This window comes from Halomonas sp. LBP4, from assembly GCF_003202205.1.
Taxonomy (GTDB): Bacteria; Pseudomonadota; Gammaproteobacteria; order Pseudomonadales; family Halomonadaceae; genus Halomonas; species Halomonas flagellata.
On sequence record NZ_PDOG01000006.1, the window covers coordinates 13,564 to 37,943 of the forward strand.

A 24,380-nucleotide genomic window follows, 5' to 3' on the forward strand; every position below is an offset into this window, starting at 1 on the left:
CAACGGCTTCCCTAGCTTGGCGTTGGCACCCTTACCTCAGCGCCGCAGGGCCTCGATCCGGGCACTCAGGGCGACTTGCGAGCGGCGTAACTCGCCAAGCTCGGCTTCCAGCGCGCCCAGTCTGCCCGCCACGGCATCGGTGCGCTCCGCTTCATCATCCCGTGATGCCGCCGCGGCTTCAACCTCGTCGACGAGCCCCGCCACCCGCGCGGCCAACTCGTCGAGGCGCTCCTGCAGCTGGCGTTCCTCGCGGGTCAGGCGCTCCTCGAGCTCGCCGTGGGCCATCGCCAGTTCCGCCTGGGCGGACTCGAGCCTGGCCAGGGTCTCGCCCTGCCCCGCCTCGGCTTCCAGCGACTCCAGCCGCTCATCCAGGCCGGCGAGGCCCTCCCCGTCACGTTCGCGGGCATCACGCAGCGCCTCGATGCGCTCGTCCAACGCGGCCCGTCCCTCGTCGCCGGCGCGTTCCAGGGCATCGAGGGAACGTCGGGTCGCGGCCAGCACGGCATCGCGGGTCGCGGCCTCCTCTGCGAGGCTCGCCTGCCGTTGCTGCAGTTCGGCGATGCGCTCGTCGATGGCCGCGAGTCGAGCCGGGATGCTCTCCTCCTGGCCTGCCAGGCGTTCCTCGAGCTCCGCGTCCCGGCTTGCCAGGCCATCGAGGCGCGACTCGAGACGCTCGAGGGCCTCGCCGCGCCCCTCCTCCGCGTCGAAGCGGGCATGGACATTGGACACCTCGCCGGAGATCCGCGCGAGCTCACGCTCGAAGCGGGCCCGCTCCTCCCAGCCGGCCCAGGCCAGGGCGCCAAAAGCGGCGAGCAGCGCCAGGACCAGCAGCCACAGCGGCCAGACACGCGGCGGCGGCGGGGGACGCAGACGATGGGGTGCCAGGCTGGAATCCGGGTCCGGGACGATCGGTCGCGCATGCCGGCGGTCATCCGGGCGCTCTGCCATGGCGAACTCCTTAACTCTCGAGCGATGAAACCTGCCTCGGACGGCAGGCGTGGCAGCCTTGTGACGGAACCCCGAGCCTGACGATCGGATTGGCGCCTTCCGACCCGGGTGCTATGATGCCGCGACAATAGTTGCACAGCGTTTGCTTAGTGTAAGGTTTTTTTCGCCCCGAACGCACGGGCCAGCGCCAACGCCCTCGAGGCCGGCCCTTGCAGTGGCGGCGATGAATCCTTCACCATGAGGTGCTGTTTCATCACCGTGACGACAAAGGAGAGTCCCTGAATGGCATTTGAACTTCCCGCCCTGCCGTACGAGAAGAACGCGCTGGAACCGCACATCTCCGCCGAGACCCTCGACTACCATTACGGCAAGCACCACCAGGCCTACGTCACCAAGCTCAACGAGCTGGTCGCGGGTACCGAGAACGCCGACAAGTCCCTGGAAGAGATCATCAAGTCCTCCTCCGGCGGCCTGTTCAACCAGGCGGCTCAGGTCTGGAACCACACCTTCTACTGGCACTGCCTGTCGCCCAACGGTGGCGGCGAGCCCACCGGCGCCCTGGCGGACGCCATCAACGCCAAGTTTGGCTCCTTCGAGAAGTTCAAGGAGACCTTCAACGCCAATGCCATCGGCAACTTCGGTTCCGGCTGGACCTGGCTGATCAAGACCGATGACGGCGGCGTCGACATCGTCAACACCAGCAATGCCGACACCCCCATCGCCCATGGCCAGACCCCGCTGCTGACCATCGACGTGTGGGAGCACGCCTACTACATCGACTACCGCAACGCCCGTCCCAAGTACATGGAGAGCGTGTGGGCCCTGATCAACTGGGACTTCGTCGCCCAGAACTTCGGCTGATGTCCTGACGCCCTGGCGTCACCACCACCGAACGTAAACGGTCCCGCCATTTGGCGGGACCGTTTACGTTTCAGGGCCGGGTGTCATGGGGCAGCAACGGGATCCGCTCTTCTCCCGATTCCCCGGTAATACAGCCCCTGGGATGCGGCCCAGGCCGGATCATAGATATTGCGGCCGTCGAGCAGCAGCCTCTCGCCGAGCAACCCCGTGAGCCGCGGCCAGTCGGGATTCCAGTACTCCTTCCACTCGGTGACCAGCATCAGGGCATCGGCCCCCTTGCAGGCCTCATAGGGATCCCCCTCGAACACCTCGAGCAGTGGATGCTCACCGACCTCGGCCAGCAGGGCGTGGACGGCCGAGGGGTCGTGCAGCCGCACCCTGACCCCCTGGGCCCAGAGGGAGCGCAGCAGCGTCAGGACCGGGGCGTGATCGATGCGCGCGGTGCCGGGCTTGAAGGCCGCCCCCCAGATCGCCACGGTGCGCCCCTGCAGGCGGCCGTGGAAGTGGGTCCAGAGCTTGCGGAACAGCGTTTCCTTCTTGTGCTCGTTGATGTCGAGCACCTGCTCGAGCAACGCCGAGTGGCGTCCGCTGGCCGACTGCACATCGGCCAGCCGCATCAGGTCGCGGGAGAAATTGGGACCACCGAAGCCACAACCGGGATAGAGGTACTCGTAGCCGATCCGCGAGTCGGCCCCCATGCCGCGACGCACGTACTCGACATCGACCCCCAGGCTGTCGGCCAGACCGGCGATCTCGTTCATGTAGCTGATGCGGGTCGCCAGCATGCCGTTGATCGCCAGCTTGGCCAGCTCGGCGGCGCGCCGCGGCATGCGCTGGAACACTTCGCTGCGGCGGTTGAAGGCCCGCAGCAACTCGCGGACCCGGTGCTCGGCCGCGTCGTCGTCGCAGCCCAGCAGGCAGCGACCGGGGCGGGTGAAGGTCTCCCAGCCGCGCCCCTCTTCCAGCAGGTCGGGGAGAGCCACGGCCACGCCGCGGCCGTTCAGCAGCGCCTCCAGCCGCTCGGTCTCGCCCACCGGAAAGGTGGAGTTGTTGACCAGCACCAGGCCGTCGGCGGCCCGTTCGGCGACCGTACCGACCGGCGTGGCGAGATCGCCGCGTTGCTCGGGCGAGAGAGCCAGCCAGAGCACCTCGGTGCCCTCGCCGTCATCCGGCGCCAGGGCCTCGGCCTCGACCAGGCGCAGGCTTCCCCGGGCGATGCCCTCCTCGAGCTGCTGGACCAGCCGGGGTTCACGGTTGAGCCACTCCGCACGCGCGAGCCGAGCCCAGGGGGCGCTGGCATGGGGCACCCAGGTCACCCGGTGTCCCACCCAGGAGAGCGCCGCCGCGGCGGTGGCGGCAGAGAGTTCACTGCCATGGATCAGTACCCGCATGGGACTCACTCCTCGGTGGCGTAGCGAGCGAGCAGCTCGCGGAAGCCCTGACCGTAACGCGGATGCCGGCGGCCGTAGGCGAGGATCGCCTCCAGGTAGCCGAGCTGATGGCCGCAGTCATAGGTCTTGCCGCGCATTCGCCAGGCATCCACGCCCTCGGCCCGGCGCAGGGTCTCGATGGCGTCGGTGAGCTGTATCTCGTTACCGGCGCCCGGGGGCGTCTCGGCGAGGAGCGGAAAGATCCTGCCCGGCAGCACGTAGCGGCCGATCACCGCCAGGTCGGAGGGCGCCGCCTCGACGGCCGGCTTCTCGACGACGCCCTGAAGCGGGCGCGACTCGCCGGGGCCGGGAATCTCGCCGCCGGTATCCACGATGCCGTACTTGTAGACCAGGTCAAAGGGGACCTCCTCGACCATCAGCTGGGAGCGCTGGGTACGCTCGAAGGCGTCGAGCATGCCGGCCAGGTCGTTGCGCTCGAGCCCCTCGCAATCGACCAGCACGTCGGGCAGCAGCACCGCGAAGGGTTCGTGGTCGCCCACCACCGGTCGGGCGCAGAGCACGGCGTGGCCCAGCCCCAGCGGCTCCGACTGGCGCACGCTGATGATGTTGACGTCCCCGGGCACGATGGAGCGCAGTTCCTCCAGGAGCTCCTGCTTGCCCTTGGCCTCGAGGCTCGCCTCGAGCTCGAAGTGCTTGTCGAAGTGGTTCTCGATGGCGCCCTTGCTGCCGTGAGTCACCAGCACGATGTCACGGATGCCGGCGGCCACCGCCTCTTCCACCACGTACTGGATCACCGGTCGGTCGACGATGGTGATCATCTCCTTGGGAATCGCCTTGGAGGCCGGCAGGCAGCGGGTGCCGAAGCCGGCGACGGGAAGCACGGCCTTGTTGATCATGGTGCAATCCTTGTCCTGTGAGTAATCGTCGGTGCATGTCGATGTGTGACGCTTGCCACCGGATGAGACGCACCGGTGAAACAACCCTCTCGCCCCGCGGCAGGTCATGGGAATGCGGTCCCCGGAGCGGGTAGAATACGTCATGATACCGAACGAGCACCGACCTGCCACCGTGTCGGCTCGGCGACAACTCAAGTTGGTTCCAGAACGGAGAGCTCAGATGGGCGCAAGTCACACGGAAGCGGGCAATGTCGATCCCGGCGAGATCGCCAAGTTCGAGGCCCTGGCCGAACGCTGGTGGGATCCGGAGAGCGAGTTCAAGCCGTTGCACGATATCAACCCCCTGCGCCTCGACTTCATCGATGCCCGTGCCGGCCTGGCCGGGCGGCGGGTGGTCGACGTGGGCTGTGGCGGCGGCATCCTCGCCGAGGCCATGGCCCACCGGGGCGCCATCGTCACCGGCATCGACCTGGGCGAGGCCCCCCTGGCCGTGGCGCGCCTGCATGCCGCCGAGAGTGGCGTCGAGCTGGAGTACCGCAACGTCAGCGTCGAGGCCCTGGCCGAGGAGCGGCCCGGCACCTTCGACGTGGTGACCTGCCTGGAGATGCTCGAGCACGTGCCCGACCCGGCCTCGGTGGTGCGCGCCTGCGCCCGGCTGGTCAAGCCCGGTGGCCAGGTGTTCTTCTCGACCCTGAACCGCAACCCCAAGGCCTACGCCCTGGCGATTCTCGGCGCCGAGTACCTGTTGCGGATGCTGCCTCGCGGTACCCACGACTACGCGAAGTTCATTCGCCCCTCGGAGCTGGCCGGCTGGTGTCGCGAGGCGGGACTCGAGGTGCGCGAGCAGAGCGGTCTGGTCTACAACCCCCTGACCCACCGCTACCGCCTCTCCGACCGCGATGTCTCGGTCAACTACCTCATGCACTGTCGCCGGGAGCTCACGTGAAGGCTCCCGTCTCGCGGCCGGGCGCGCTGCTCTTCGACCTGGACGGTACCCTGGTGGATACCGCGCCGGACCTGGCCCGGGCCACCAATGCCCTGCGCACCCATCATGGGCTCGCGCCGCTCGACTACCCGGTGATCCGGGCCCAGGTCTCCAACGGCGGCAGCGCCCTGGTGACCCTGGCGCTGGGCCTGGCCAGGGAAGCCGAGGGACATGACGAGGCCCGCGCCTTCCTGCTGGAGGCCTATGGACGGACCATCGCCGCGGAGAGCCGGGTGTTTCCCCCGCTCGACCGGCTGCTGGCCGACTGGGAAGCCCGTGCACGCCCCTGGGGCATCGTCACCAACAAGCCCCGCGCCTATGCCGAGCCGCTGATCGAGGCGCTTCGCCTGACGCCCGGCGTGCTGATCTGCGCCGATGACCTGCCGGTGAAAAAGCCGTCTCCGGAGCCGCTGTGGGAGGCCGCCCGCCGGCTCCGCACGACGGCATCCGATTGCTGGTATATCGGCGACCATCTACGCGATGTCCAGGCGGCACGGGCCGCCGGCATGGCGGCCGTGGCGGTGGGCTACGGCTATCTCGAGGAGGAAGACGACTACCGCGCCTGGCCCGCCGATTTCTGGTTCGAGACGGGCGAAGCGCTGGTGGAGGCACTGCTCGGGCACTGAACCCCGACCAGGTGCCTGGTCGGGCATGACCATTTTCAGTCTGGCAAGGAGGCGGCCCGGGGGCGACACTGTGGGAGGCGGCCCACGACTTCGTCATCCCTGCGCCGGCAACCATCGCAGTGGCGTATTGTCGCTGTCGCGGCCCCTTCGCATCTGGCGCGCCAGGGTACAGGTCATGAGGAAGTGTTGCCCGCACTGCCGCAGTTATGGCGTCGTCAAGCACCGACGGCGTCTCTGGCGGCGCCTGGCCAGGCGCCCCCACACTTACAGCTGCATCGACTGCGGGGCCACCTTCCCCCTCCAGGCCCTCGACCCGTCGCCGGACCGAGCCGTCCTGCAGCCCGACCGCGATGGCGACAGCCCCCCCTGTCCCCCGCCGGCACCTCGCGTTCGCATCGCAGCGCGGCGGGCGGGCACGGCCCTCGCCCGCCACCTGTCGCCGACTCGCATCGCGAAGAGGCTGGCATGGCTGTGGCAGTGGCTGCGAAGGCCCCCGATCGAGGTCTGGGTCGTCAAGCAGATCGATGACGACATCCTGCACCTGTGCGGCATCGGCACCCCGTGTACCGAGCAGCGGCGCGGGGTCGTGATCGAGGCATTGCGCCAGGGGAGCTATCGTGGCGGCGTGTGTATCGGACGGACGGGGGCGGTTCTCAACAGTCGGCTCTTCGAGGCCTTGATTCCACTCGATGCGCTGCAGCTCGAATCGGCGGCAGCGTGCGCGTGCTGGGAGGGGCGCAGCTGGCGGATCTCGCACGTGCCACAGCGTTGCTGGCTACATGATGGCCGCCTGGTCGCCCACCTCGGCACGGTCAACGACCGGGCCGGCCTGGTCAGCAGCGAAGACGTCTCCACCATTCGGGACAGCGTCACTCCTGGCGTCACGCCAGGGGATCCCGTCGTCTTCCTGGCCGGCGCGGCCCGGGGAGACCCCCTGCCGCCCAGCCACGAGGTCACGGCAAGTCGTCGCCAAACACAGGACGCGGGCTGGCGGGAGGATGGCTCCTGGGGGCGGATCCCGCGCTCCCCGGGAGGGAGCGGCCCGCTGTGATCCTGGAAACTCGACCGGCAATGGCGTGCCGCCGGCGCGTGCGGCACGCCTCCCGGCGGGCGCTCAGGATCGGGGCGGCTGGGCGTCGAACTTCTCGCCGTTGTGACCGCGGCTGTCCGGCCCCATCAGCCACAGGTAGGTGGGCATGATCTCCTCGGGAGTCCGCAGGGAACTCGGATCCTCGCCGGGATAGGCGGTCTTGCGCATCTGGGTGCGGGTCGCCCCCGGGTTGAGGCTGTTGACGCGGATGTTGCCCAGGTGCTCCAGCTCGTCGGCCAGCACCTCGACGAAGCCTTCGGTGGCGAACTTGGAGACCGCATAGGCGCCCCAGTAGGCCCGGCCGCGGCGCCCGACGCTGGAGGAGGTGAAGATTACCGAGGAGTCCGCGGAATGCTTGAGTAACGGCAGCAGCGCCTGGGTCATCCAGATCGGGCCATTGAGGTTGACCTGCATCACCTGTTCCCAGAGCTCGGGGTTGTACTGCTCGAAGGGGGTGATGCGCCCGAGCAGGCCGGCGTTGTGCAGCAGGCCATCCAGGCGGCCGAACTCCTTGTCCAGGGTCTCGGCCATGTCGTGGTAGTCCTTGAGGGTGGCGCCCTCGAAGTTCAGCGGGAAGATCGCCGGCTGTGGCCCGCCGGCGGCCTCGATCTCGTCATACACCTTTTCCAGCTTGGCGATGGTGCGACCGAGCAGGATCACCGTGGCCCCGTGGCGGGCGAAGGCGAGCGCGGCCGCCCGGCCGATGCCATCACCGGCCCCGGTGACCAGGATGATGCGGTTCTCGAGCAGCCCGTCCGGCGCCTGGTAGTCGATCTTGCTGGTCATCGATGCTCCTTGGGAATCAATTGCCCGACTGGCGCAGGAAGTCGTTGGCGAGACCGGCGGCGCTGCTGTCGGGGTAGGTGTCACGAACCCGCTCGAGCAGTTCACGACTCTCGCCGGGCTGGCCCTGCCGCGCCTTGAGCAGGCCCAGCTTGTAGAGCGCATCGGGGACCTTGCCACTCTGCGGGAACCGGTCGAGCACGGTCTGGAAGGCCCCTTCGGCCTCGTCCAGGGAGCCTTCCGCGGAGTGCAGCTCGCCGAGCCAGTAGTAGGCGTTGGCCGTCAGGGTATTGTCCGGGTGCTCGGCGACGAAACGGTTGAAGGCGTTGATCGCCTCGCCGAACTCGCGTGACTGGACCCTGGCGAAGGCCGCCTGGTAGGCCGCCTGGGCATCGGCACTGGCGCCGCTCGGTGACGGCGTCCGGGCGACCTCGCGAGCGGCTTCCTCGTCCACCTGGGCGGAGGCGTCCACGCCCACGCCCGCCCCGCCGGAGGCCAGGCGCTCCTCGAGGTCCAGGTACTGTTCGCGGGTCTGGCGCCGCAACTGGTCGAGCTGGTGGCGCAACTCCTCGACCTGGCCGCGCAGCTGGCGGAGCTCCTCGTCGTGCTGCTGGACCTGGTTGAAGATCACCAGGCTGCCGCCCGCCTCCTCGCGGGTTTCCGTCTGCTCGTAGAAGGAGCGCGGCTGGCTGGTGAGGTCCTCCACCACCGGCTGCTGCGCCATCGCTGGGAGCCATACGGACAGCGGGAGCACCAGGGCTCCCGCGCCGCACAGTCCTTTCAGACCGTGTTTCATGCGTGTCTCCATCGACTCAGTAGGCGAAGACGACCCGACGGTTCTGGGCGTAGGCCTCTTCATTCGGGCCACGCGCCGCCGGACGTTCCTCGCCATAGCTCACCACCTCGACCTGGGAGGGGGACACGCCCTGCACGCCGAGGAAGCGTTCGACGGAGCGGGCTCGGCGCTCGCCCAGGGCCATGTTGTACTCGCGGGTGCCACGCTCGTCGGTATGCCCCTGCAGCACCACACGGGCATTGCCGTTGGAGCGCAGGTAGCGAGCGTGGGACGCAAGCACCGGCTCGAACTCGCTGCGAATGCGATCGCTGTCGAATTCGAAGTAGATGGTGCGCTGCTGGGGGATCCGGCCATCGGCCTGCTGGCCGGCGCCGTCACCCATGCGGCTGCCGCTGATCTGACCACTTCCGGCCGTACCGGTGCCGGCGGCGCCGTCACGCGAGCCATCCATGACCCCGTCCTGGGTGCCGCCACTGCTGGAACAACCAGCCACGAAGGCCAGGGACAGGGCGACCGCCAGGGTCCTGGCGTAGGACTTGAGTTGCATCGTGTTACTCCTTGCTGGTTTCGAAAGACACCATCATGTGATCAGGTCAGTTCAGAAAGGGGGACCATGCGGGTTCACGCACGTCGCCCTGTGCCGAAGGCAGCCGGAACGACGCGCGCCCGTCGGCCGATACTGCCCCCAACACCCCGCTGTTTCCCTGCTGGGTGGCGAAGATTACCATGGTCCCGTTGGGGGCAACACTGGGGGATTCATCCAGGCGCGACTCGCTGATCACCACCAGGCGACCGCTGTCGAGATCCTGCCTGGCGACTTGATAGCCGTTGTTGCTGCGGTGGATCAGGAAGATCGACTCGCCGTCCGGCGCGAAGCGTCCACGGGCATTGTAGTTGCCGGTGAAGGTCAGGCGCTCCTGCTCTCCGCTGGCCAGATCGTGGCGGTAGATCTGGGGCCCTCCACTACGATCGGAGGTGAACAGCAGGCTGCGGCCGTCCGGCGCCCAGGACGGCTCGGTGTCGATGCTGGAACTGTTGGTGATCCGCTGGAAGTCCTGCGAGCCCACGTCCATCACGTAGATCTCCGGCTGGCCGTCCTTCGACAGCGACATCGCCAGCTTGCGGCCATCCGGCGACCAGGCCGGGGCACCGTTGATCCCCTCGAAGGAGGTCGCGCGAACCCGCTGGCCCGAGGCCAGGTTCTGGATGTAGATCGCCGGGCGCTCGGTCTCGAAGGAGACATAGGCCAGCTTGCCACCGTCCGGCGACCAGGCCGGCGACAGGATCGGCTCGACCGAGGAGAGCACCTGCTGGCTGTTGCGGCCGTCGGCATCGGCCACATAGAGGCCGAACTGCATGTCGTCGCCGACTCCCTGGGCGGTGACGTAGGCGATACGCGTCGAGAAGGCCCCGCGAATGCCGGTGATCGCCTCGAAGATCTGGTCGCTGATGTGGTGGCTGGCCTTGCGCAGCTGGCCCTGGGGAGTGGTCAGCACCTCGCCGAGCATGCGGCGCTCGCCGCTGACGTCCATCAGCTCGAACTGGATGCTGTAACCACTGCCCTCCTGGCTGACGCGTCCCACCACCAGGTAGCGTACGTCCAGGGCCCGCCAGTCGCGGTAGCGCACCTCTCCGCTCTCGGAGGGCTGCTCGATCATGGCGTCGCGCGGTAGCGGGGCGAAGTAGCCGCTGCGCTCGAGGTTGTCGTGGATCACCTGGGCGACATCCTCGGGCAGGTTCTCGCCGCCGGCAAAGGGCACCACGGCCACCGGAGTGGCCCGATCGCTGCCGCGGGTGATCTCGATGGTCAGGTTGGCCTGGGCGTGGGCCAGGCTGCCGACCATCAGCAGCATGGCGGCCAGCCAGGTGGTCATCAGGGCTTTCATTAGCGTACATCCCCCGGTCTGAATCGCAGAATGAATTGACGGTAATCCCGTTGCACCGTGGCTGGCAACTGGCGCAGCTCGCTGAAGGGAGCGGCGGCCTCGACGGCCTGGATCACCGAGCGGTCGAAGGCGCTGTCACCGCTGCTTTGCGAGATCGTGGCCGTGAACAGTTCACCGGACGGCCCGAGACGCACCGACACGTCGGCGGAAGCCCCCTGGGGCACGTTGAGCGGAATCACCCAGGCCTGTTCCACCGCGCGGCGCACCAGGTTGATGAAGCTGTTGGCCGCCTCCTGGCCCTGCTGGGCATTGGCCACGGCCTCGCTTTCGCCCTCGATGGCCCGCTGCAGGGCGGCCTCGGCCTCTTCGGCGGCGCGTTGGGCGGCCTCCTCGCGGCGACGCTGCTCCTCCGCCTGGCGCTGGCGTTCGGCTTCCTCTTCGGCCTGGCGCTGGCGTTCGGCTTCCTCTTCGGCCTGGCGCTGGCGTTCGGCTTCCTCCTCAGCCTGGCGCTGGCGTTCGGCCTCCTCCTCGGCCTGGCGCTGGCGTTCGGCCTCCTCCTCGGCCTGGCGCTGGCGCTCGGCTTCCTCCTCGGCCTGGCGCTGGCGTTCGGCCTCCTCCTCGGCCTGGCGCTGGCGTTCAGCCTCCTCCTCGGCCTGGCGCTGGCGCTCGGCTTCCTCCTCGGCCTGGCGCCGGCGCTCGGCTTCCTCCTCCGCCTGGCGCTGGCGCTCGGCCTCCTCGGCTTCCCGCTGGCGGCGCGCTTCCTCCTGCTGTTCACGCAGGCGTGCCTGTTGCTCGGCTTCCTCGGCGCGCCGCGCGGCCTCCGCCTCGGCGGCCTGACGCGCCTCCTCGCGGGCCCGGACCTCGGCCTCGCGCTGCTCCTGCTGCTCGGCCTGGCGGGCGGCTTCCTCGGCGGCGGCAGCCTCTTCTGCCTGGCGTGCCGCTTCCTCGGCCTGGCGCTGCTCCTCGGCTTCCCGCGCCTGGGCGCGGGCCCGCGCCTCCTCGGCGCGTTGTGCCTGGTCGGTGGTGGTCTCGGTGCTGACGAGCGTGGCCTGGACGATGGAGGACGAGGTCGGTTCCGGATCCCGGTCGGGCAGGCTGATCACGCTGAACACCACCACGGCGACGTGCAGGGCGACGGCGAGGATCACCGGCAGGCCATAGCCCACGCGCTGGTCGTGTCTGGCCATGTCGATTCCTCAACCCTCCCCGGGTGGCGGTTCCGAGATCAGCCCGACATTGCCGACGCCGGCGATCTGCAGGGTGCTCATCAGGTTGACCACCTGGCCATAGGAGACGTTGCGATCGCCACGTACCATCACCGGCGTGCCCGGGCGTCGCTCGAGGATGATGATCACCCGGTCGGCGATGTCATTCAGGCTGACCGGCGTCTGGTCGTCGCCCAGCGAGATGAAGTACTGCCCCTCGCGGTCCACCGAGACGATGATCGGCTCGTTGTCCTCGACGTCCTCGATGGGCTCCGAGGAGACCTGGGGCAGCTCGACCTGCACGCCCTGGGTGAGCATCGGCGCGGTGATCATGAAGATCACCAGCAGCACCAGCATGACGTCGATGAAGGGCACGACGTTGATCTCACCCATGGGCTTGCGCCCGCCGCCGCGATTGAAAGGTCCGTGCATGGTGCGACTCCCTCAGGCGGTGGCGGTTTCGGTCCGGCCCTGCAGGTTGCGATGCAGGATGGAGTGGAACTCCTCGGCGAAGTCCTCGTACTTGCCCAGCAGCCGCCCGGATTCGGCGGAGAGCCGGTTGTAGAAGATCACCGCGGGGATGGCCGCGAACAGGCCCATGGCGGTGGCGATCAGCGCCTCGGCGATCCACGGCGCCACGGTGGCGAGCGTGGCCTGCTGGGCCATGGAGAGCGACTGGAAGGAGCCCATGATGCCCCAGACGGTGCCGAACAGCCCGATGTAGGGGCTGGCCGAGGCCACCGTGGCCAGGAACACCAGGTGCAGGGTGAGACGCTCCTCCTCGCGGGACCAGGCCACGCGCATGCTGCGCTGGACGCCGTCGAGGATCGACTGGGGGCTGCGGGTCTTGGGCAGCAGGCGGTTGAACTCGCGAAAGCCGGCACGAAAGACGTGCTCGGCGCCCTGGGTCTCCTGCTCTGCGGGGGTCTCGCGGTAGAGCTCGTTGAGGTCGACGCCGGACCAGAAGCGCTCCTCGAAGATCTGGTGGGACCGGCGGGCACGGCGCATCACGAAGGTGCGCTGGAAGATCACCACCCAGGAAAGGATCGATCCCACCGTGAGCAGCAGCATCACCAGCTGCACCACGGTGCTGGCGTTCATGATCAGGTGGGGAATGGACATGGAGTCGTTCACGGGAATCCTCGTCAGACTGGCGGTTGAACGTCTTGCGATTGGGCTGAAGGTTGTCGAGCGAGTGCCGCGGCCAGGGCCGGCGGCCAGGACACGGGCTTGAGGCGCTCGGCATCGATACAGGCGATGTCGACTCTCGCCTCGCACAAGGGTTCCCCGCGACGCGTCACCACCTGGCCGAACTGCAGCCGGCAGCGACCGTGCGACAGGACGTCGACCCCGACCTCGAGGCCGTCATCCAGACGGGCGGGCTTGGCAAAACGGCACTCCAGGCGGTGGACCACCAACTGGATGCCGGCCTCGAACAGCTCGCGCTGGGTGAACCCCTGCGCGCGGAGCCATTCGCTGCGTGCCCGCTCCATGTATTTGAGGTAGTTGACGTAATAGACGATGCCGCCGGCGTCGGTATCCTCGATGTAGACCCGTACCGGCAGCCGGAAATCACTCACGGCCGCACCTCCCCCTGAGCATCCACGGCCTGTTCGGCAGGCGCCAGGTCGAAGTGCTGCCAGGCCTGTCGGGTCACGACGCGCCCGCGGGCGGTGCGCATCATCAGCCCCTGCTGGATCAGGTAGGGCTCGATGACGTCCTCGATGGTGTCGCGCTCCTCGCCGATCGCCGCGGCGAGCGAGTCCACCCCCACCGGGCCACCGTCGAACTTCTCGATCATCGCCAGCAGCAGGCGACGGTCCATGTGGTCGAGGCCATGATGGTCCACATGGAGCATGTTGAGCGCCTGGTCGGCGATGGCCGCATCGACCCGGCCGTTGCCGCGCACCTCGGCGTAGTCGCGCACCCGGCGCAGCAGGCGGTTGGCGATGCGTGGCGTGCCCCGCGAGCGACGCGCGACTTCCAGGGCCCCGCCCCGGTCGGTTTCGACCCCGAGCAGCCGTGCCGAGCGGGTGACGATCTCGGTGAGCTCGTCGATGTCGTAGAACTCGAGGCGCTGGACGATACCGAAGCGGTCACGCAGCGGCGAGGTCAGCAGGCCCGCCCGGGTGGTCGCTCCGACCAGGGTGAAGCGCGGCAGGTCGAGCTTGATCGAGCGCGCCGCCGGCCCCTCCCCGATCACGATATCGAGCTGGAAATCCTCCATGGCGGGATATAGGATCTCCTCCACCACCGGCGAGAGTCGGTGGATCTCGTCGATGAACAGCACGTCCCCGGGCTGCAGGTTGGTGAGCATGGCGGCGAGGTCGCCCGCCCGCTCCAGCACCGGCCCGGAGGTGGACTTGAGCCCCACCTCCATCTCCGCGGCGATGATGTTGGCCAGGGTGGTCTTGCCCAGGCCGGGGGGGCCGAACACCAGGGTATGATCGAGGCTTTCGTCCCGGCCACGGGCCGCGCTGATGAAGATGTCGAGCTGCTCGCGCACCCGTGGCTGACCGATGTAGTCGGCAAGCCGCTTCGGGCGAATGGCGTGATCGATGCGCCCCTCCCCCTCGCGCGGGTCGGCGGCGATCAGGCGGTCATTCTCCAGCATGGGCGGCCCCCGGGATCGACAGGGAGGAAGGCGTCGGCAACATCAGGGTCACCCGGCCAGGCGACGGCTCAGTGCCGCCTTGATCATGGCTTCGGTGGAGGCCTCGTCCTCGAGCCCGGCGAGCATCCTCGCCGCCTCGGCGGGCTTGTAGCCCAGGCTGACCAGCGCCGCCTCGGCATCCACCAGCGGGTCCTGCCGGGTGTCCGGCGCTGCGCTGCCGCCGATCGCCACCCCGAGCCCCGCCTCGGCCGGCTCCCAGTGAGGGAAGCGGTCGCGCATCTCGATGATCAGGCGCTCGGCGGTCTTCTTGCCGACCCCGGGCAGGCGAGTCAACGCCTTGGCGTCGTCGTCCATCACGCAGCGCATGAAGGCCGCCTCGTCCATGCCGGAGAGGATCGCCAGGGCCAGCTTGGGCCCGATGCCGTTGACCTTGATCAGGGCACGAAACAGCGAACGCTCCTGCTCCCGGACGAAACCGTAGAGCAGGTGGGCGTCGTCGCGCACGCTGAGATGGGTGTACAGGGAGACGGGCTCGCCGGGGCCGGGCAGCGCCACCAGGGTGTTCATGGAGGCTTCCAGCTCATAGCCGACGCCGGCTACGTCGACCACCAGCCAGGGCGGCTGCTTCTCCAGCAGTGTGCCACGCAGGCGTCCGATCATGGGGCTGTCATATCCGTCGGCAATGGGTCCATCGAGAGATGGCGATCACTATACTGGTCATCCTGCCAACTGGCCAGCCCGCTCTCAAACAGCGTTCGAGAATTTTCCGTCACGGCTGGAAGTCACGCCACCCGTTGCCGCGGCGGCGCACCCGATGGCCGCCGAAGCTGCCTTGGGTCAGCAGCCCCAGCCGGGCGTGGGCGTGGGTCAGGGCGATGGCCAGGGCATCGGCGGCGTCGGCCTGGGGCGTGCCGTCGAGCCCCAGAATCGCCGCCACCATGTGCTGCACCTGGGCCTTGTCGGCGCGGCCGCTGCCGGTCACCGCCTGCTTGATCTGGCGCGGGCCGTACTCGCTGACCGGCAGGCCATGGTTGGCGGCGCAGACGATGGCCGTGCCCCGCGCCTGGCCGAGCTTGAGCGCCGAATCGGCGTTCTTCGACATGAACACCTGCTCGATGGCGAACTCGCCGGGACGATGCACGGCGATCAGTTCCGCGATGCCCGCATAGACCTGGGCCAGCCGCTGGGCCAGGTCGTCGGCCCGGGTGCGGATGCAGCCGCTGGCCACATAGGCGGGCGTCGCGCTGGCGACGTCGAGCACCCCGTAGCCGGTGAGTCGCGAGCCGGGGTCGATGCCGAGGATCAGCATTCGGAAGGCTCAATCGAGCTGGTCGAGGACATCGTCATCGAACTCCGCATTGGTGTAGACGTTCTGGACATCGTCCAGGTCCTCCAGCAGGTCGATCAGCCGGATCACCCTGCGGGCCAGCTCGACGTCGGTGATCGGCGTGGTGGTCTCGGGGAAGAGCCCCACCTCGCTGCGTTCCGGCTCGAGCCCGGCCGCTGCCAGGGCGTCCTTGACCTCGCTGTAGGCCCCCGGCGAGGTGATGACCTCCAGGGTGTCGTCGTCGAGGGCGACGACGTCCTCCGGCTCGGCCTCCAGCGTGGCCTCGATCACCGACTCCTCGGAGACTCCGGCGGGCAGGTCCAGGCGGCCCTGCTGGTGGAACATGAAGGCCACCGACCCGCTGGTGCCCAGGTTGCCGCCACACTTGTTGAAGGCGTGGCGCACGTCCGAGACGGTGCGATTGCGGTTGTCGGTCAGGCACTCGACCAGTACCGCGACGCCTTCGGGGCCATACCCCTCGTAGACGCACTCCTCCATCTCGTCGCCGTCGCTGTTGCCCGCCCCGCGGTCCACCGCCCGCTGGATGGTGTCCTTGGTCATGTTGTTGGCCAGCGCCTTGTCGATGGCGGCACGCAGGCGCGGATTGTCGGCCGGCTCGCCGCCGCCCTGGCGGGCCGCCACGGTCAACTCGCGGATCAGCTTGGTGAATATCTTGCCCCGCTTGGCATCCTGGGCCGCCTTGCGGTGCTTGATGTTGGCCCATTTGCTATGGCCGGCCATGGCATCCTCCTGGTTGGGCGGACCAAGGCTAACGCAGATAGCAGTATCGCTCGAGGCTGTTCCGACGACAGGCCTACGAGGGGGCGCTGTGACCCCCTCTACGACCTGTCCTCGGCGCCTCTCGCTCTGAGTAACTGCGCTTTGCCCTGTCGAGTGGACTGGAGACGACGCCGGCGCCCTGGGGCGCCGGTGCCATGCTACCTGGGTCAAGAGCCGCCTATTCGCCGGCGACTTCCGCCTTGGCCTTCTGTCGCAGACGGATGTTGAGCTCGCGCAGCTGCTCGCCGCTCACCTCGCCAGGGGCATCGGTCATCAGGCAGGCCGCGCTCTGGGTCTTCGGGAAGGCGATCACCTCGCGGATGGTGCGGGCGCCGGACATCAGCATCACCAGGCGATCCAGGCCGAAGGCTAGCCCGCCGTGGGGCGGCGCGCCGTACTGCAGGGCGTCGAGCAGGAAGCCGAACTTCTCGCGGGCCTCGTGCTCGTCGATGCCCAGCACCTCGAGCACCGCCCGCTGCATGGCCGGATCGTGGATACGGATCGAGCCGCCGCCCAGCTCGGTGCCGTTGAGCACCATGTCGTAGGCCCGGGACAGCGCCGCGATCGGGTTGGCTTTGAGCGCCTCGACGTCACAGGAGGGGGCGGTGAAGGGATGGTGCAGGGCCTGCATCCGCGCGCTGCCATCGTCCTCGAACATCGGGAAGTCGACCACCCACAGCGGCGCCCACCGGCGGGTGTAGAGGTCGAGGTCCTCGCCCAGCCTGACCCGCAGTGCCCCGATCGCCTCGTTGACGATGCGCGCCTTGTCGGCGCCGAAGAAGATGATGTCGCCGTCCTCGGCGCCGAGGCGATCGAGCAGTTCCTCGACCACGTCCTCCATGAACTTGACGATGGGCGACTGCAGGCCCTCGAGGCCGCGGGCGCGCTCGTTGACCTTGATCCAGGCCAGTCCCTTGGCGCCATAGATGCCGACGAACTTCGTGTACTCGTCGATCTCCTTGCGCGACAGCGTCGCCCCGCCCGGCACCTTGAGGGCCGCCACGCGGCCGTCGTCGGCCTTGGCCGGGCCGGAGAAGACCTTGAAGTCGACCCGCTGCATCAGGTCGTCGACGTCGGTGAGCTCGAGCGGGATGCGCAGGTCCGGCTTGTCGGAACCGAAGCGGTTCATCGCCTCGTCGTAGGGCATGCGCGGGAATTCCGGCAATTCGACGGCCAGCACGTCACGGAATAGCTGGCGGATCATCGACTCGGTGACGGCCATGATGTCGTCCTCGTCGACGAACGAGGCCTCGATATCGATCTGGGTGAACTCCGGCTGGCGATCGGCTCGCAGGTCCTCGTCGCGGAAGCAGCGGGCGATCTGGTAGTAGCGGTCGAGGCCCGACACCATCAGCAGCTGCTTGAACAGTTGGGGTGACTGCGGCAGGGCGAAGAAGTTGCCGGCGTGGGTGCGGCTCGGCACCAGGTAGTCACGCGCGCCTTCCGGGGTGGCGCGGGTCAGGATCGGCGTCTCGATGTCGAGGAAGCCCTGCCCCTCGAGGAAGGCCCGCACGCTGTGGGTGATCCGCGAGCGCAGGCGCAGCTTCTCGATCATCTCCGGGCGGCGCAGGTCGATGTAGCGGTGCTTGAGTCGCACCTCCTCGCCCACCTTGCCGTGCTCGTCGAGCTGGAAGGGCGGCGTGGCGGCGGTATTGAGCACGTCCACGTCCCTGGCCAGCACCTCGATCATGCCGGTGGGCATGTTGGGGTTCTGGGTGCCTTCCGGGCGCAGCCGTACGCGACCCTGGATGCGCAGCACGAATTCGCTGCGGGCGCGGTCGGCGTTCGCGAAGGCCTCGGCGGTGTCGGGGTCGACCACGACCTGGGCGATGCCGTCGCGATCGCGCATGTCGAGGAAGATCACGCCCCCGTGGTCACGGCGGCGATGCACCCAGCCGCACAGGGTGACCGTCTGGTCCACCAGGGTTTCGTTCAGCTGGCCGCAATAATGGCTGCGCATGTCATATCCTGTTCTGTTGCGTTGTTGAAAACGGGGCGATGGGCGGCCCTCAGGCCGCCGCACCATCCTTCTTCGCCGGCGCCTTGCCGTCACCGCTGCCGGCCGCGTCGCCGGCCAGGTTCTTCTTGCCGCCGGACTTGAAATCGGTCTCGTACCAGCCGCCGCCGGCCAGGCGGAAGCCCGCCGCCGAGACCAGGCGGGAGAGTCCGTCGGCCTCGCAGGCGGGGCAGTCGGTCAGGGGGGGAGCGCTGATCTTCTGGAGCTTCTCCAGACGGTGGCCGCAGGCCTTGCACTCGTATTCGTAGATGGGCATGGTTTGATCACTCCGCAGACGACATTACCCGGGTCAAGACGAGGTCGGGCCCCGGGCCCGACGAGAAACGAATATGTGGCCGGCCCGCGCGATATCCAAGCCTGCCCGAAAGCCCGACATTATAGCGTGGTCACCACCCGTGCGGGCAAGGCATCCGCGCCCCGCCCATCTGGAAGGACACCCCATGAAAGCCGTGATTCTCGATGCCGCCAGCCTCGGCCCCGATATCGACCTCGCCCCGATCCGCGAGCGTGTCGAGGCGCTGGAGGTCCACCCCCAGAGCACCACCGCCCAGAGCGCCGAGCGCCTGGCCGGGGCCCGGGTGGCCATCGTCAACAAGGTGGTGCTCGATGCGCCCACCCTCGAGGCGCTGCCCGACCTGAAGCTGATCTGCGTGCTGGCCACCGGCACCAACAACATCGACATGGACGCCGCCGAGCGGCTCGGCATCGCGGTACGCAACGTCACCGCCTACGGTACCGCCAGCGTCGCCCAGCACACCCTGATGCTGATGCTCGCCCTGGCCAATCGCCTGCCGCTCTACCAGCGCGACGTGGCTACCGGCCGCTGGGGCGAGAGCGACTTCTTCTGCCTGATGGATCACGGCACCCTGCAGCTCGAGGGCAAGCACCTGGTGGTGGTCGGCCAGGGCGCACTGGGCTCGAAGGTGGGGCAGCTCGCCGAGGCCTTCGGCATGGGCGTGAGCTTCGCCGCGCGCCCCGGCAACGAGGCGAACGATAGCCGCCCCGGCCTGGCCGAGCTGGCACCCGAGGCCGACGTCGTCAGCCTGCACTGCCCGCTCACCGATGCCACCCGGCACCTGGTCGACACCGACCTGCTGACTACCCTCCGACCCGGCGCCCTGCTGGTGAACTGTGCCCGCGGCGGCATCATCGACGAGGCGGCGGCACTGGAAGCCCTCCGCGCGGGGCGCCTGGGTGGGCTCGGCGTCGACGTGCTGCCGGTGGAGCCGCCCCGCGACGGCCACCCGCTGCTCGACGCCCTCGCCGAGCCACTCAACCTGATCGTCACGCCCCACAACGCCTGGATCACCCCCGAGGCCCGCCAGCGGGTGGTGACCCTGACCGCCGAGAACCTGCGCACCTGGCAGACGAGCTGATCGAGGAAAGCGGCCATGCCCCACAGTGCTATCCACAACTTTGGATCGATCAACCTCGACCACTTCTACCGGGTGCCCCATCTGGTCAAGCCCGGCGAGACCCTGGCCAGCCACGACTACCGGGTCGGCCTCGGCGGCAAGGGGGCCAACCAGTCGCTGGCCACGGCCCGCGCCGGCGGCCGGATCAGCCACTGGGGGCGCCTGGGACGCCAGGATGCCTGGGCCTGCGACACCCTGGCCCGGGCCGGCGTCGATGTCTCCCGTGTCGCGCTGGTGGACGAACCCAGCGGCCACGCCATCATCCAGGTCGATGATCGGGGCGAAAACGCCATCATCCTGTTCCCCGGGGCCAACCGCGGCTTTCGCGCCTCGGAGGTCGCCGCCCTGATCGAGGCGGCCCGGCCCGGCGACTGGCTATTGCTCCAGAACGAGTGCAACGCCCTGGCCGAGGTCATGGCCCGTGCCGCCGACCGCGGCCTGAACGTCGCCTTCAACCCGGCGCCGATGACCGAGGAGGTCTTGTCGCTGCCACTGGCGTCGTGTCGATTGCTGTTCGTCAACCGTGTCGAGGCGGCGGGGCTGGCCGGGGTCGAAGAGGCCACTGCCGCCGCCGGGCTGCTCGATGCCCTGGCGGCGAAGCTGCCGGGTTGCGAGACGGTGCTGACCCTGGGCGGCGAAGGCGCCTGGTACCAGCGCGGCGGCGAGCGCCTGCACCAGCCGGCCCTGCCGGTCACGCCGGTGGACACCACCGCCGCCGGCGATACCTTCATCGGCTACTACCTGGCGGCCCTGCAGGAGGAGCGCCCGGTCGTCGACTGCCTGTGGCGTGCCGCCACCGCCGCGGCGCTGGGGGTACAGCGCCCGGGCGCCGCCGAGAGCATTCCCGAACGTGACGAGGTCGAGCGCGCCCTGCGCCACGGCCCCGCCACCGGCTCCTGATCCGCCCTTTCCATCGCCCGAGGAGACGCCGCCGTGCCGCATCCGATCATCTTCGACACCGACCCGGGGGTCGACGACGCCCAGGCCATCGCCATCGCCCTGCGCCATCCCGACATCGAACTGCTGGGCATGACCACCACCTATGGCAACGTGGACGTGGAGACCGCCACCCACAACGCCCTGCTGCTCGCCGAGCTGGCCGGACGCGAGATCCCCGTCGCCCAGGGCGCCGCCGCTCCGATGGTCAAGCCACGCCACCCGGCACCGGCGCATATCCACGGCGCCAATGGCCTGGGCAACATCGAACTGCCCGCGGTGCGGGGCCGACCCGATCCGCGCAGCGCCGCCCAGTTCATCGTCGACACGGTGAACGCCCGGCCCGGCGAGGTCACGCTGATGGCGGTGGGGCCGGTGGGCAACCTGGCCGCGGCGCTGCAGCTCGACCCGGCCATCATCGACAAGGTCAAGCAGGTGGTGATCATGGGCGGCTCGGTCCGCGAGGGGGGCAACGTCACCCCGGTGGCCGAGGCCAACATGTTCAACGACCCCGACGCCGCCGCCCGCGTGCTCACCGCCGGCTGGCCGCTGACCCTGGTGGGCCTCGACGTCACCCACCGCTGCGTGCTCACCCCGGCGCACATGGCGCGCATCGAGGCCGGCCAGGGGGCACTCGGTGAGGTGCTGGCGGGCAGCTACGCCTTCTATCGCGACTTCTACTATGAGTTTCTCGGCATCGACGGCTGCTGCCCCCACGACAGCTGCGCCCTGGCCTGGCTGCTGCGCCCGGAGCTGTTCATCACCTCCCGCGGCCACCTCACCGTGGCGATGTCCGGCGATGCCGAGGGCCAGACGATCTTCGCCCCCGAGGGCCGCGCCTTCATCGAAGCGCGCTGGTCACGCACGCCACTGGTGGACGTCTGCCTGGGGGTGGACGGCAAGGCCGTCAGCGACTGGATCGCCGATACCCTGGCCTGAGCGGCCCTCTTTCAGAGGGTGCTGAAGGTGTCGGGGTCATGGGCCTCGACCACCTCGAGCTCCACATGGGTGACCCGGGCATTGGGCGGTCCCTTCCACAGCCACTCGCTGAGCGCCTTGACTGCCTCGCGGTCACCGCACATCAGCACCTCCACACGCCCGTCGGGCAGGTTCCGGGCATGGCCGGTCACGCCATGCCGCAGGGCCTGCTCCTGGGTCGCCCGGCGATACCAGACCCCCTGCACCTTGCCCACCACCAGGGCCTTGACGCAGCACTTGTCCATGGCCATCCCCTCCTGTTGCGGTTCACCCTCGCCTCCCTTTCTACCAGCCCCGGCCGGGGCCGGGCCAGCGCTCGTCGCGGGCTTCCCGCCAACGCGGCGATGCATTAGTCTTGAAGACAAGACCCGGGCGGTCTGCGGCCACAAGCCGTCCGCGCCAGGTCCTTGCCCTACCCGGGCAGCCACAACCACAACGATCATCCTCACAAGGGAGTTCTTCATCATGTCGGTCTTCGAGCATCCCGACTTCGACCACCACCGGCAGGTCGTCTTCGGCAGCGACGAGGCGAGCGGCCTTCGCGCCATCATCGCCATCCACGACACCCATCGCGGCCCTGCCCTGGGCGGTCTGCGCATCTATCCCTACGCCAGCGAGGCCGAGGCCCTCACCGACGTGCTGCGCCTCTCCCGCGGCATGACCTACAAGTCGGCCCTCGCGGACCTGCCGCTGGGCGGCGGCAAGGCGGTGATCATCGCCGACCCGCGCACCGACAAGACCCCCGGCCTCCTGCGCGCCATGGGCCGTTTCGTCGACTCCCTGGGCGGCGCCTACATCACCGCCGAGGACTCCGGCTCCAGCGAGGCGGACATGCAGATCATCGCCGAGACCACCGCCCATGTCTGTGGCCTGCGGCGCGACGGCATCGAGTCCGGCGATCCCTCCCCCTTCACCGCCTGGGGCGTGTTCTGCGCCCTGCGCAGCGCCGTGCGGCACGGCCTCGGGCGGCGCGACCTCGAGGGGCTGCGCGTCGCCATCCAGGGGGTCGGGCATGTGGGCGAACACCTGGCTCGCCACCTGCATGCCGCCGGTGCCCGCCTGGTGCTCACCGACGTCAATCGCGGGGCGCTGACCCACCTCGCCGAGGAACTCGGTGCCGAGACCACGACCCCCGAGACGATCTTCGACGCCGAGGTCGACGTCTTCGCCCCCTGCGCCCTGGGCGCGGCCCTGTCGTCGGACGTCGTCGAGCGACTGCGCGCGAAGGTAGTGTGCGGCGCGGCCAACAACCAGCTGGCCAGCCCCGAGATCGCCGAACGGCTGATGGCGCGCGGCATCCTCTACACCCCGGACTATGTGGCCAATGCCGGCGGGGTGATCGAGATCGCCTGGCAGCGCCGCGACGACTACCGGCGCGAGGCGGCGATGTCCCGTATCGAGGGCATCGGCACCACCCTGGACGAGATCTTCGCCCGGGCCACCCGAGAGCGGCGCAGTCCCGCCCGGGTCGCCGACGACCTGGCCCGGGAGCGTTTCGGGCGCGGCTGATCCGGCAACTCGCCTGTCATTGCCCCCAGGGCAATCGCCGTTACCCAAAGCGAGAGGCACCGGGGACGTTACCGCCATCTGCGATAGCCCTGCCATCGTTCCCCGACGACGCAGGCCGGCGCTTGGAGAAGAGCGGCGTTGCGCCGTACGGCAGGACTGCCATAATGGGCGGCGCACTCCCAGCCTGCCAGGAACGCCCATGACCGCCCGATCGGACACCGAATTGCCCAGCTGCGACTTCGACTGTCTGGTGTTCATCGGCCGCTTCCAGCCCCCCCACCTGGGCCACCTGGCGGTGATCCACGAGGCGCTCAAGCGCGCGCGGCAGGTCATCGTGCTGGCGGGCTCCGCCTGGCAGGCCCGCTCGCTGCGCAATCCCTGGCGTTTCGATGAACGCCAGCGCATGCTGCGCAGTGCCTTCGACGAGGAGGAGAATGCCCGGCTGGAGATCGTTCCGCTGCTGGACGCGCTCTACAACAACGACGTCTGGGTGCGCGACGTGCAGCGCAAGGTGCGCGACATCGCCAGTCACGACCATGCCCGCCTGCCGCGCATCGGCTTGATCGGCGCCAGTCGCGGCCAGTCCAGCTACTATCTCTCGCTGTTCCCGCAGTGGGAGTCGGTGAGCGTGCCGCTCATCGAGGGCATCTCGGCGAGCCAGATCCGCGAGCGCCTGTTCCGCTCGGCCTCCTCCGCCGAGGACTACCTGAGCACCGGTGCCGCCCACGACCTTCCTCCGGGCGTGCTCGAGGAGGTCCGCGGCTTCTGCACGGGTGACAGCTATCGCCAACTGATCGAGGAGCAGCGGCTGCTCGATCAGTACCGGGCCGCCTGGGCCCAGGCGCCCTACCCGCCCATCTTCGTCACCGTCAACGCCGTGGTGGTACAGTCCGGCCACGTGCTGTTGGTGCGGCGTACCGCCGCCCCCGGCAAGGGGCTCTTCGCCCTGCCGGGCGGCTTCATCAACCCCCACGAGCGGCTGCTGGAGGCCTGCCTGCGCGAGCTGCGCGAGCGGGTGCGCCTGAAGGTGCCCGAGCCGGTGCTCAAGGGCTCCCTGCGCGGCCAGCGACTGTTCGACGAGCCCCACCGCAGCTGGCGCGGCCGCACCCTCGCCGAGGCCTTCTACTTCGCCCTGCGCCCCGAGCAGCAGTTGCCCCGGCTCAAGCCGGTCCAGGGTGGCGACCATGCCCGCTGGGTCGCCTTGGCCGATCTCGAGCCGGAAAGCCTGTTCGAGGACCACTTCTTCATCATCCAGGACTTTCTCGGCCTGCCGGCGGATCTGGGCGGGGTCTAGCAGCCTGTCGGATTTGACCGATCGTCGCTCCGCGTCAAATCCG

27 protein-coding genes are annotated in these 24,380 nt (G+C 69.0%); 9 read left to right on the plus strand and 18 right to left on the minus strand.

Annotated elements, in window-relative coordinates:
- Positions 1 to 36: 36 nt before the first annotated feature.
- Positions 37 to 948 (minus strand): hypothetical protein, encoded by a 912-nt coding sequence (locus tag CR157_RS17610; RefSeq protein ID WP_146218732.1) that lies wholly within the window; start codon positions 946 to 948, stop codon positions 37 to 39.
- Positions 949 to 1,230: 282 nt separating this feature from the next.
- Here CR157_RS17610 and CR157_RS17615 point away from each other — a divergent pair, with 282 nt between their 5' ends.
- Positions 1,231 to 1,809: a superoxide dismutase gene (locus tag CR157_RS17615; protein WP_110284852.1), complete on the plus strand. Its 579-nt coding sequence runs from the start codon at positions 1,231 to 1,233 to the stop codon at positions 1,807 to 1,809.
- Between the two features lie 83 nt (positions 1,810 to 1,892).
- Here the strand turns inward: CR157_RS17615 and CR157_RS17620 are convergent, their stop codons facing one another.
- Together CR157_RS17620 and galU are read right to left on the minus strand one after the other, a co-directional pair.
- Positions 1,893 to 3,200 (minus strand): nucleotide sugar dehydrogenase, encoded by a 1,308-nt coding sequence (locus tag CR157_RS17620; RefSeq protein WP_110284853.1) that lies wholly within the window; start codon positions 3,198 to 3,200, stop codon positions 1,893 to 1,895.
- A gap of 5 nt (positions 3,201 to 3,205) precedes the next feature.
- Positions 3,206 to 4,096, minus strand: a complete 891-nt coding sequence (galU, locus tag CR157_RS17625; protein ID WP_110284854.1) for a UTP--glucose-1-phosphate uridylyltransferase GalU — start codon at positions 4,094 to 4,096, stop codon at positions 3,206 to 3,208.
- A gap of 220 nt (positions 4,097 to 4,316) precedes the next feature.
- Here galU and ubiG point away from each other — a divergent pair, with 220 nt between their 5' ends.
- The 3 genes from ubiG (at position 4,317) to CR157_RS17640 (ending at position 6,758) form a co-directional block, all read left to right on the plus strand.
- Complete coding sequence (ubiG, locus tag CR157_RS17630) at positions 4,317 to 5,042, plus strand: bifunctional 2-polyprenyl-6-hydroxyphenol methylase/3-demethylubiquinol 3-O-methyltransferase UbiG (RefSeq protein ID WP_110284855.1); 726 nt, start codon at positions 4,317 to 4,319, stop codon at positions 5,040 to 5,042.
- On the plus strand, positions 5,039 to 5,707 hold the full coding sequence (locus tag CR157_RS17635; RefSeq protein WP_110284856.1) for an HAD-IA family hydrolase: 669 nt from the start codon (positions 5,039 to 5,041) through the stop codon (positions 5,705 to 5,707). Before ubiG ends, CR157_RS17635 begins: the two co-directional genes overlap by 4 nt.
- Positions 5,708 to 5,882: 175 nt before the next feature.
- Complete coding sequence (locus tag CR157_RS17640; RefSeq protein ID WP_110284857.1) at positions 5,883 to 6,758, plus strand: hypothetical protein; 876 nt, start codon at positions 5,883 to 5,885, stop codon at positions 6,756 to 6,758.
- Between the two features lie 63 nt (positions 6,759 to 6,821).
- Here CR157_RS17640 and CR157_RS17645 read toward each other — a convergent pair whose 3' ends face one another.
- From CR157_RS17645 to CR157_RS17710, 14 genes are all read right to left on the minus strand, one after another.
- Positions 6,822 to 7,583: a YciK family oxidoreductase gene (locus CR157_RS17645; protein WP_110284858.1), complete on the minus strand. Its 762-nt coding sequence runs from the start codon at positions 7,581 to 7,583 to the stop codon at positions 6,822 to 6,824.
- A gap of 16 nt (positions 7,584 to 7,599) precedes the next feature.
- Positions 7,600 to 8,376, minus strand: coding sequence for a tol-pal system protein YbgF (ybgF, locus tag CR157_RS17650; protein WP_110284859.1), 777 nt, complete (start codon positions 8,374 to 8,376; stop codon positions 7,600 to 7,602).
- A 16-nt stretch (positions 8,377 to 8,392) separates the two neighbouring features.
- Positions 8,393 to 8,923 (minus strand): peptidoglycan-associated lipoprotein Pal, encoded by a 531-nt coding sequence (gene pal / locus CR157_RS17655; RefSeq protein ID WP_110284860.1) that lies wholly within the window; start codon positions 8,921 to 8,923, stop codon positions 8,393 to 8,395.
- A 46-nt stretch (positions 8,924 to 8,969) separates the two neighbouring features.
- On the minus strand, positions 8,970 to 10,262 hold the full coding sequence (gene tolB / locus CR157_RS17660) for a Tol-Pal system beta propeller repeat protein TolB (RefSeq protein ID WP_110284861.1): 1,293 nt from the start codon (positions 10,260 to 10,262) through the stop codon (positions 8,970 to 8,972).
- On the minus strand, positions 10,262 to 11,449 hold the full coding sequence (tolA, locus tag CR157_RS17665) for a cell envelope integrity protein TolA (protein ID WP_110284862.1): 1,188 nt from the start codon (positions 11,447 to 11,449) through the stop codon (positions 10,262 to 10,264). Before tolA ends, tolB begins: the two co-directional genes overlap by 1 nt.
- Positions 11,450 to 11,458: 9 nt before the next feature.
- A complete protein-coding gene (gene tolR / locus CR157_RS17670) occupies positions 11,459 to 11,899 on the minus strand; it encodes a protein TolR (protein ID WP_110284863.1) in 441 nt (146 codons plus the stop codon).
- A gap of 12 nt (positions 11,900 to 11,911) precedes the next feature.
- On the minus strand, positions 11,912 to 12,601 hold the full coding sequence (gene tolQ / locus CR157_RS17675; protein WP_110284864.1) for a protein TolQ: 690 nt from the start codon (positions 12,599 to 12,601) through the stop codon (positions 11,912 to 11,914).
- Between the two features lie 11 nt (positions 12,602 to 12,612).
- Positions 12,613 to 13,047: a tol-pal system-associated acyl-CoA thioesterase gene (gene ybgC / locus CR157_RS17680; RefSeq protein WP_181422109.1), complete on the minus strand. Its 435-nt coding sequence runs from the start codon at positions 13,045 to 13,047 to the stop codon at positions 12,613 to 12,615.
- Entirely contained in the window at positions 13,044 to 14,081 is a 1,038-nt protein-coding gene (ruvB, locus tag CR157_RS17685; protein ID WP_110284865.1) for a Holliday junction branch migration DNA helicase RuvB, read from the minus strand. Before ruvB ends, ybgC begins: the two co-directional genes overlap by 4 nt.
- Before the next feature lie 48 nt (positions 14,082 to 14,129).
- On the minus strand, positions 14,130 to 14,741 hold the full coding sequence (gene ruvA / locus CR157_RS17690) for a Holliday junction branch migration protein RuvA (protein WP_110284866.1): 612 nt from the start codon (positions 14,739 to 14,741) through the stop codon (positions 14,130 to 14,132).
- A gap of 109 nt (positions 14,742 to 14,850) precedes the next feature.
- Complete coding sequence (gene ruvC / locus CR157_RS17695) at positions 14,851 to 15,390, minus strand: crossover junction endodeoxyribonuclease RuvC (RefSeq protein WP_110284867.1); 540 nt, start codon at positions 15,388 to 15,390, stop codon at positions 14,851 to 14,853.
- A 9-nt stretch (positions 15,391 to 15,399) separates the two neighbouring features.
- The gene (locus tag CR157_RS17700) at positions 15,400 to 16,149 is read right to left on the minus strand and encodes a YebC/PmpR family DNA-binding transcriptional regulator (protein WP_110284868.1); all 750 of its coding nucleotides are present in this window, start codon (positions 16,147 to 16,149) and stop codon (positions 15,400 to 15,402) included.
- Between the two features lie 217 nt (positions 16,150 to 16,366).
- A complete protein-coding gene (gene aspS, locus CR157_RS17705) occupies positions 16,367 to 18,148 on the minus strand; it encodes an aspartate--tRNA ligase (protein ID WP_110284869.1) in 1,782 nt (593 codons plus the stop codon).
- A 49-nt stretch (positions 18,149 to 18,197) separates the two neighbouring features.
- Positions 18,198 to 18,461, minus strand: a complete 264-nt coding sequence (locus CR157_RS17710; RefSeq protein ID WP_110284870.1) for an FmdB family zinc ribbon protein — start codon at positions 18,459 to 18,461, stop codon at positions 18,198 to 18,200.
- A gap of 184 nt (positions 18,462 to 18,645) precedes the next feature.
- On the opposite strand from CR157_RS17710, the gene CR157_RS17715 reads away from it, so the two are divergent.
- Genes CR157_RS17715 through CR157_RS17725 form a run of 3 tightly spaced genes read left to right on the plus strand, consistent with a single transcriptional unit; the run spans position 18,646 to position 21,495 of the window.
- On the plus strand, positions 18,646 to 19,581 hold the full coding sequence (locus CR157_RS17715) for a D-2-hydroxyacid dehydrogenase (RefSeq protein WP_110284871.1): 936 nt from the start codon (positions 18,646 to 18,648) through the stop codon (positions 19,579 to 19,581).
- Positions 19,582 to 19,596: 15 nt separating this feature from the next.
- Positions 19,597 to 20,520 (plus strand): ribokinase, encoded by a 924-nt coding sequence (locus CR157_RS17720; RefSeq protein ID WP_110284872.1) that lies wholly within the window; start codon positions 19,597 to 19,599, stop codon positions 20,518 to 20,520.
- A 33-nt stretch (positions 20,521 to 20,553) separates the two neighbouring features.
- Positions 20,554 to 21,495 (plus strand): nucleoside hydrolase, encoded by a 942-nt coding sequence (locus CR157_RS17725; RefSeq protein WP_110284873.1) that lies wholly within the window; start codon positions 20,554 to 20,556, stop codon positions 21,493 to 21,495.
- Positions 21,496 to 21,506: 11 nt separating this feature from the next.
- On the opposite strand, the gene CR157_RS17730 is transcribed toward CR157_RS17725, so the two are convergent.
- Positions 21,507 to 21,779: an acylphosphatase gene (locus CR157_RS17730; RefSeq protein ID WP_110284874.1), complete on the minus strand. Its 273-nt coding sequence runs from the start codon at positions 21,777 to 21,779 to the stop codon at positions 21,507 to 21,509.
- A gap of 220 nt (positions 21,780 to 21,999) precedes the next feature.
- Here CR157_RS17730 and CR157_RS17735 point away from each other — a divergent pair, with 220 nt between their 5' ends.
- Positions 22,000 to 23,043: a Glu/Leu/Phe/Val family dehydrogenase gene (locus CR157_RS17735; RefSeq protein WP_110284875.1), complete on the plus strand. Its 1,044-nt coding sequence runs from the start codon at positions 22,000 to 22,002 to the stop codon at positions 23,041 to 23,043.
- 199 nt (positions 23,044 to 23,242) lie between these two features.
- Positions 23,243 to 24,337: a bifunctional nicotinamide-nucleotide adenylyltransferase/Nudix hydroxylase gene (locus CR157_RS17740; protein ID WP_110284876.1), complete on the plus strand. Its 1,095-nt coding sequence runs from the start codon at positions 23,243 to 23,245 to the stop codon at positions 24,335 to 24,337.
- Positions 24,338 to 24,380 lie beyond the last annotated feature (43 nt).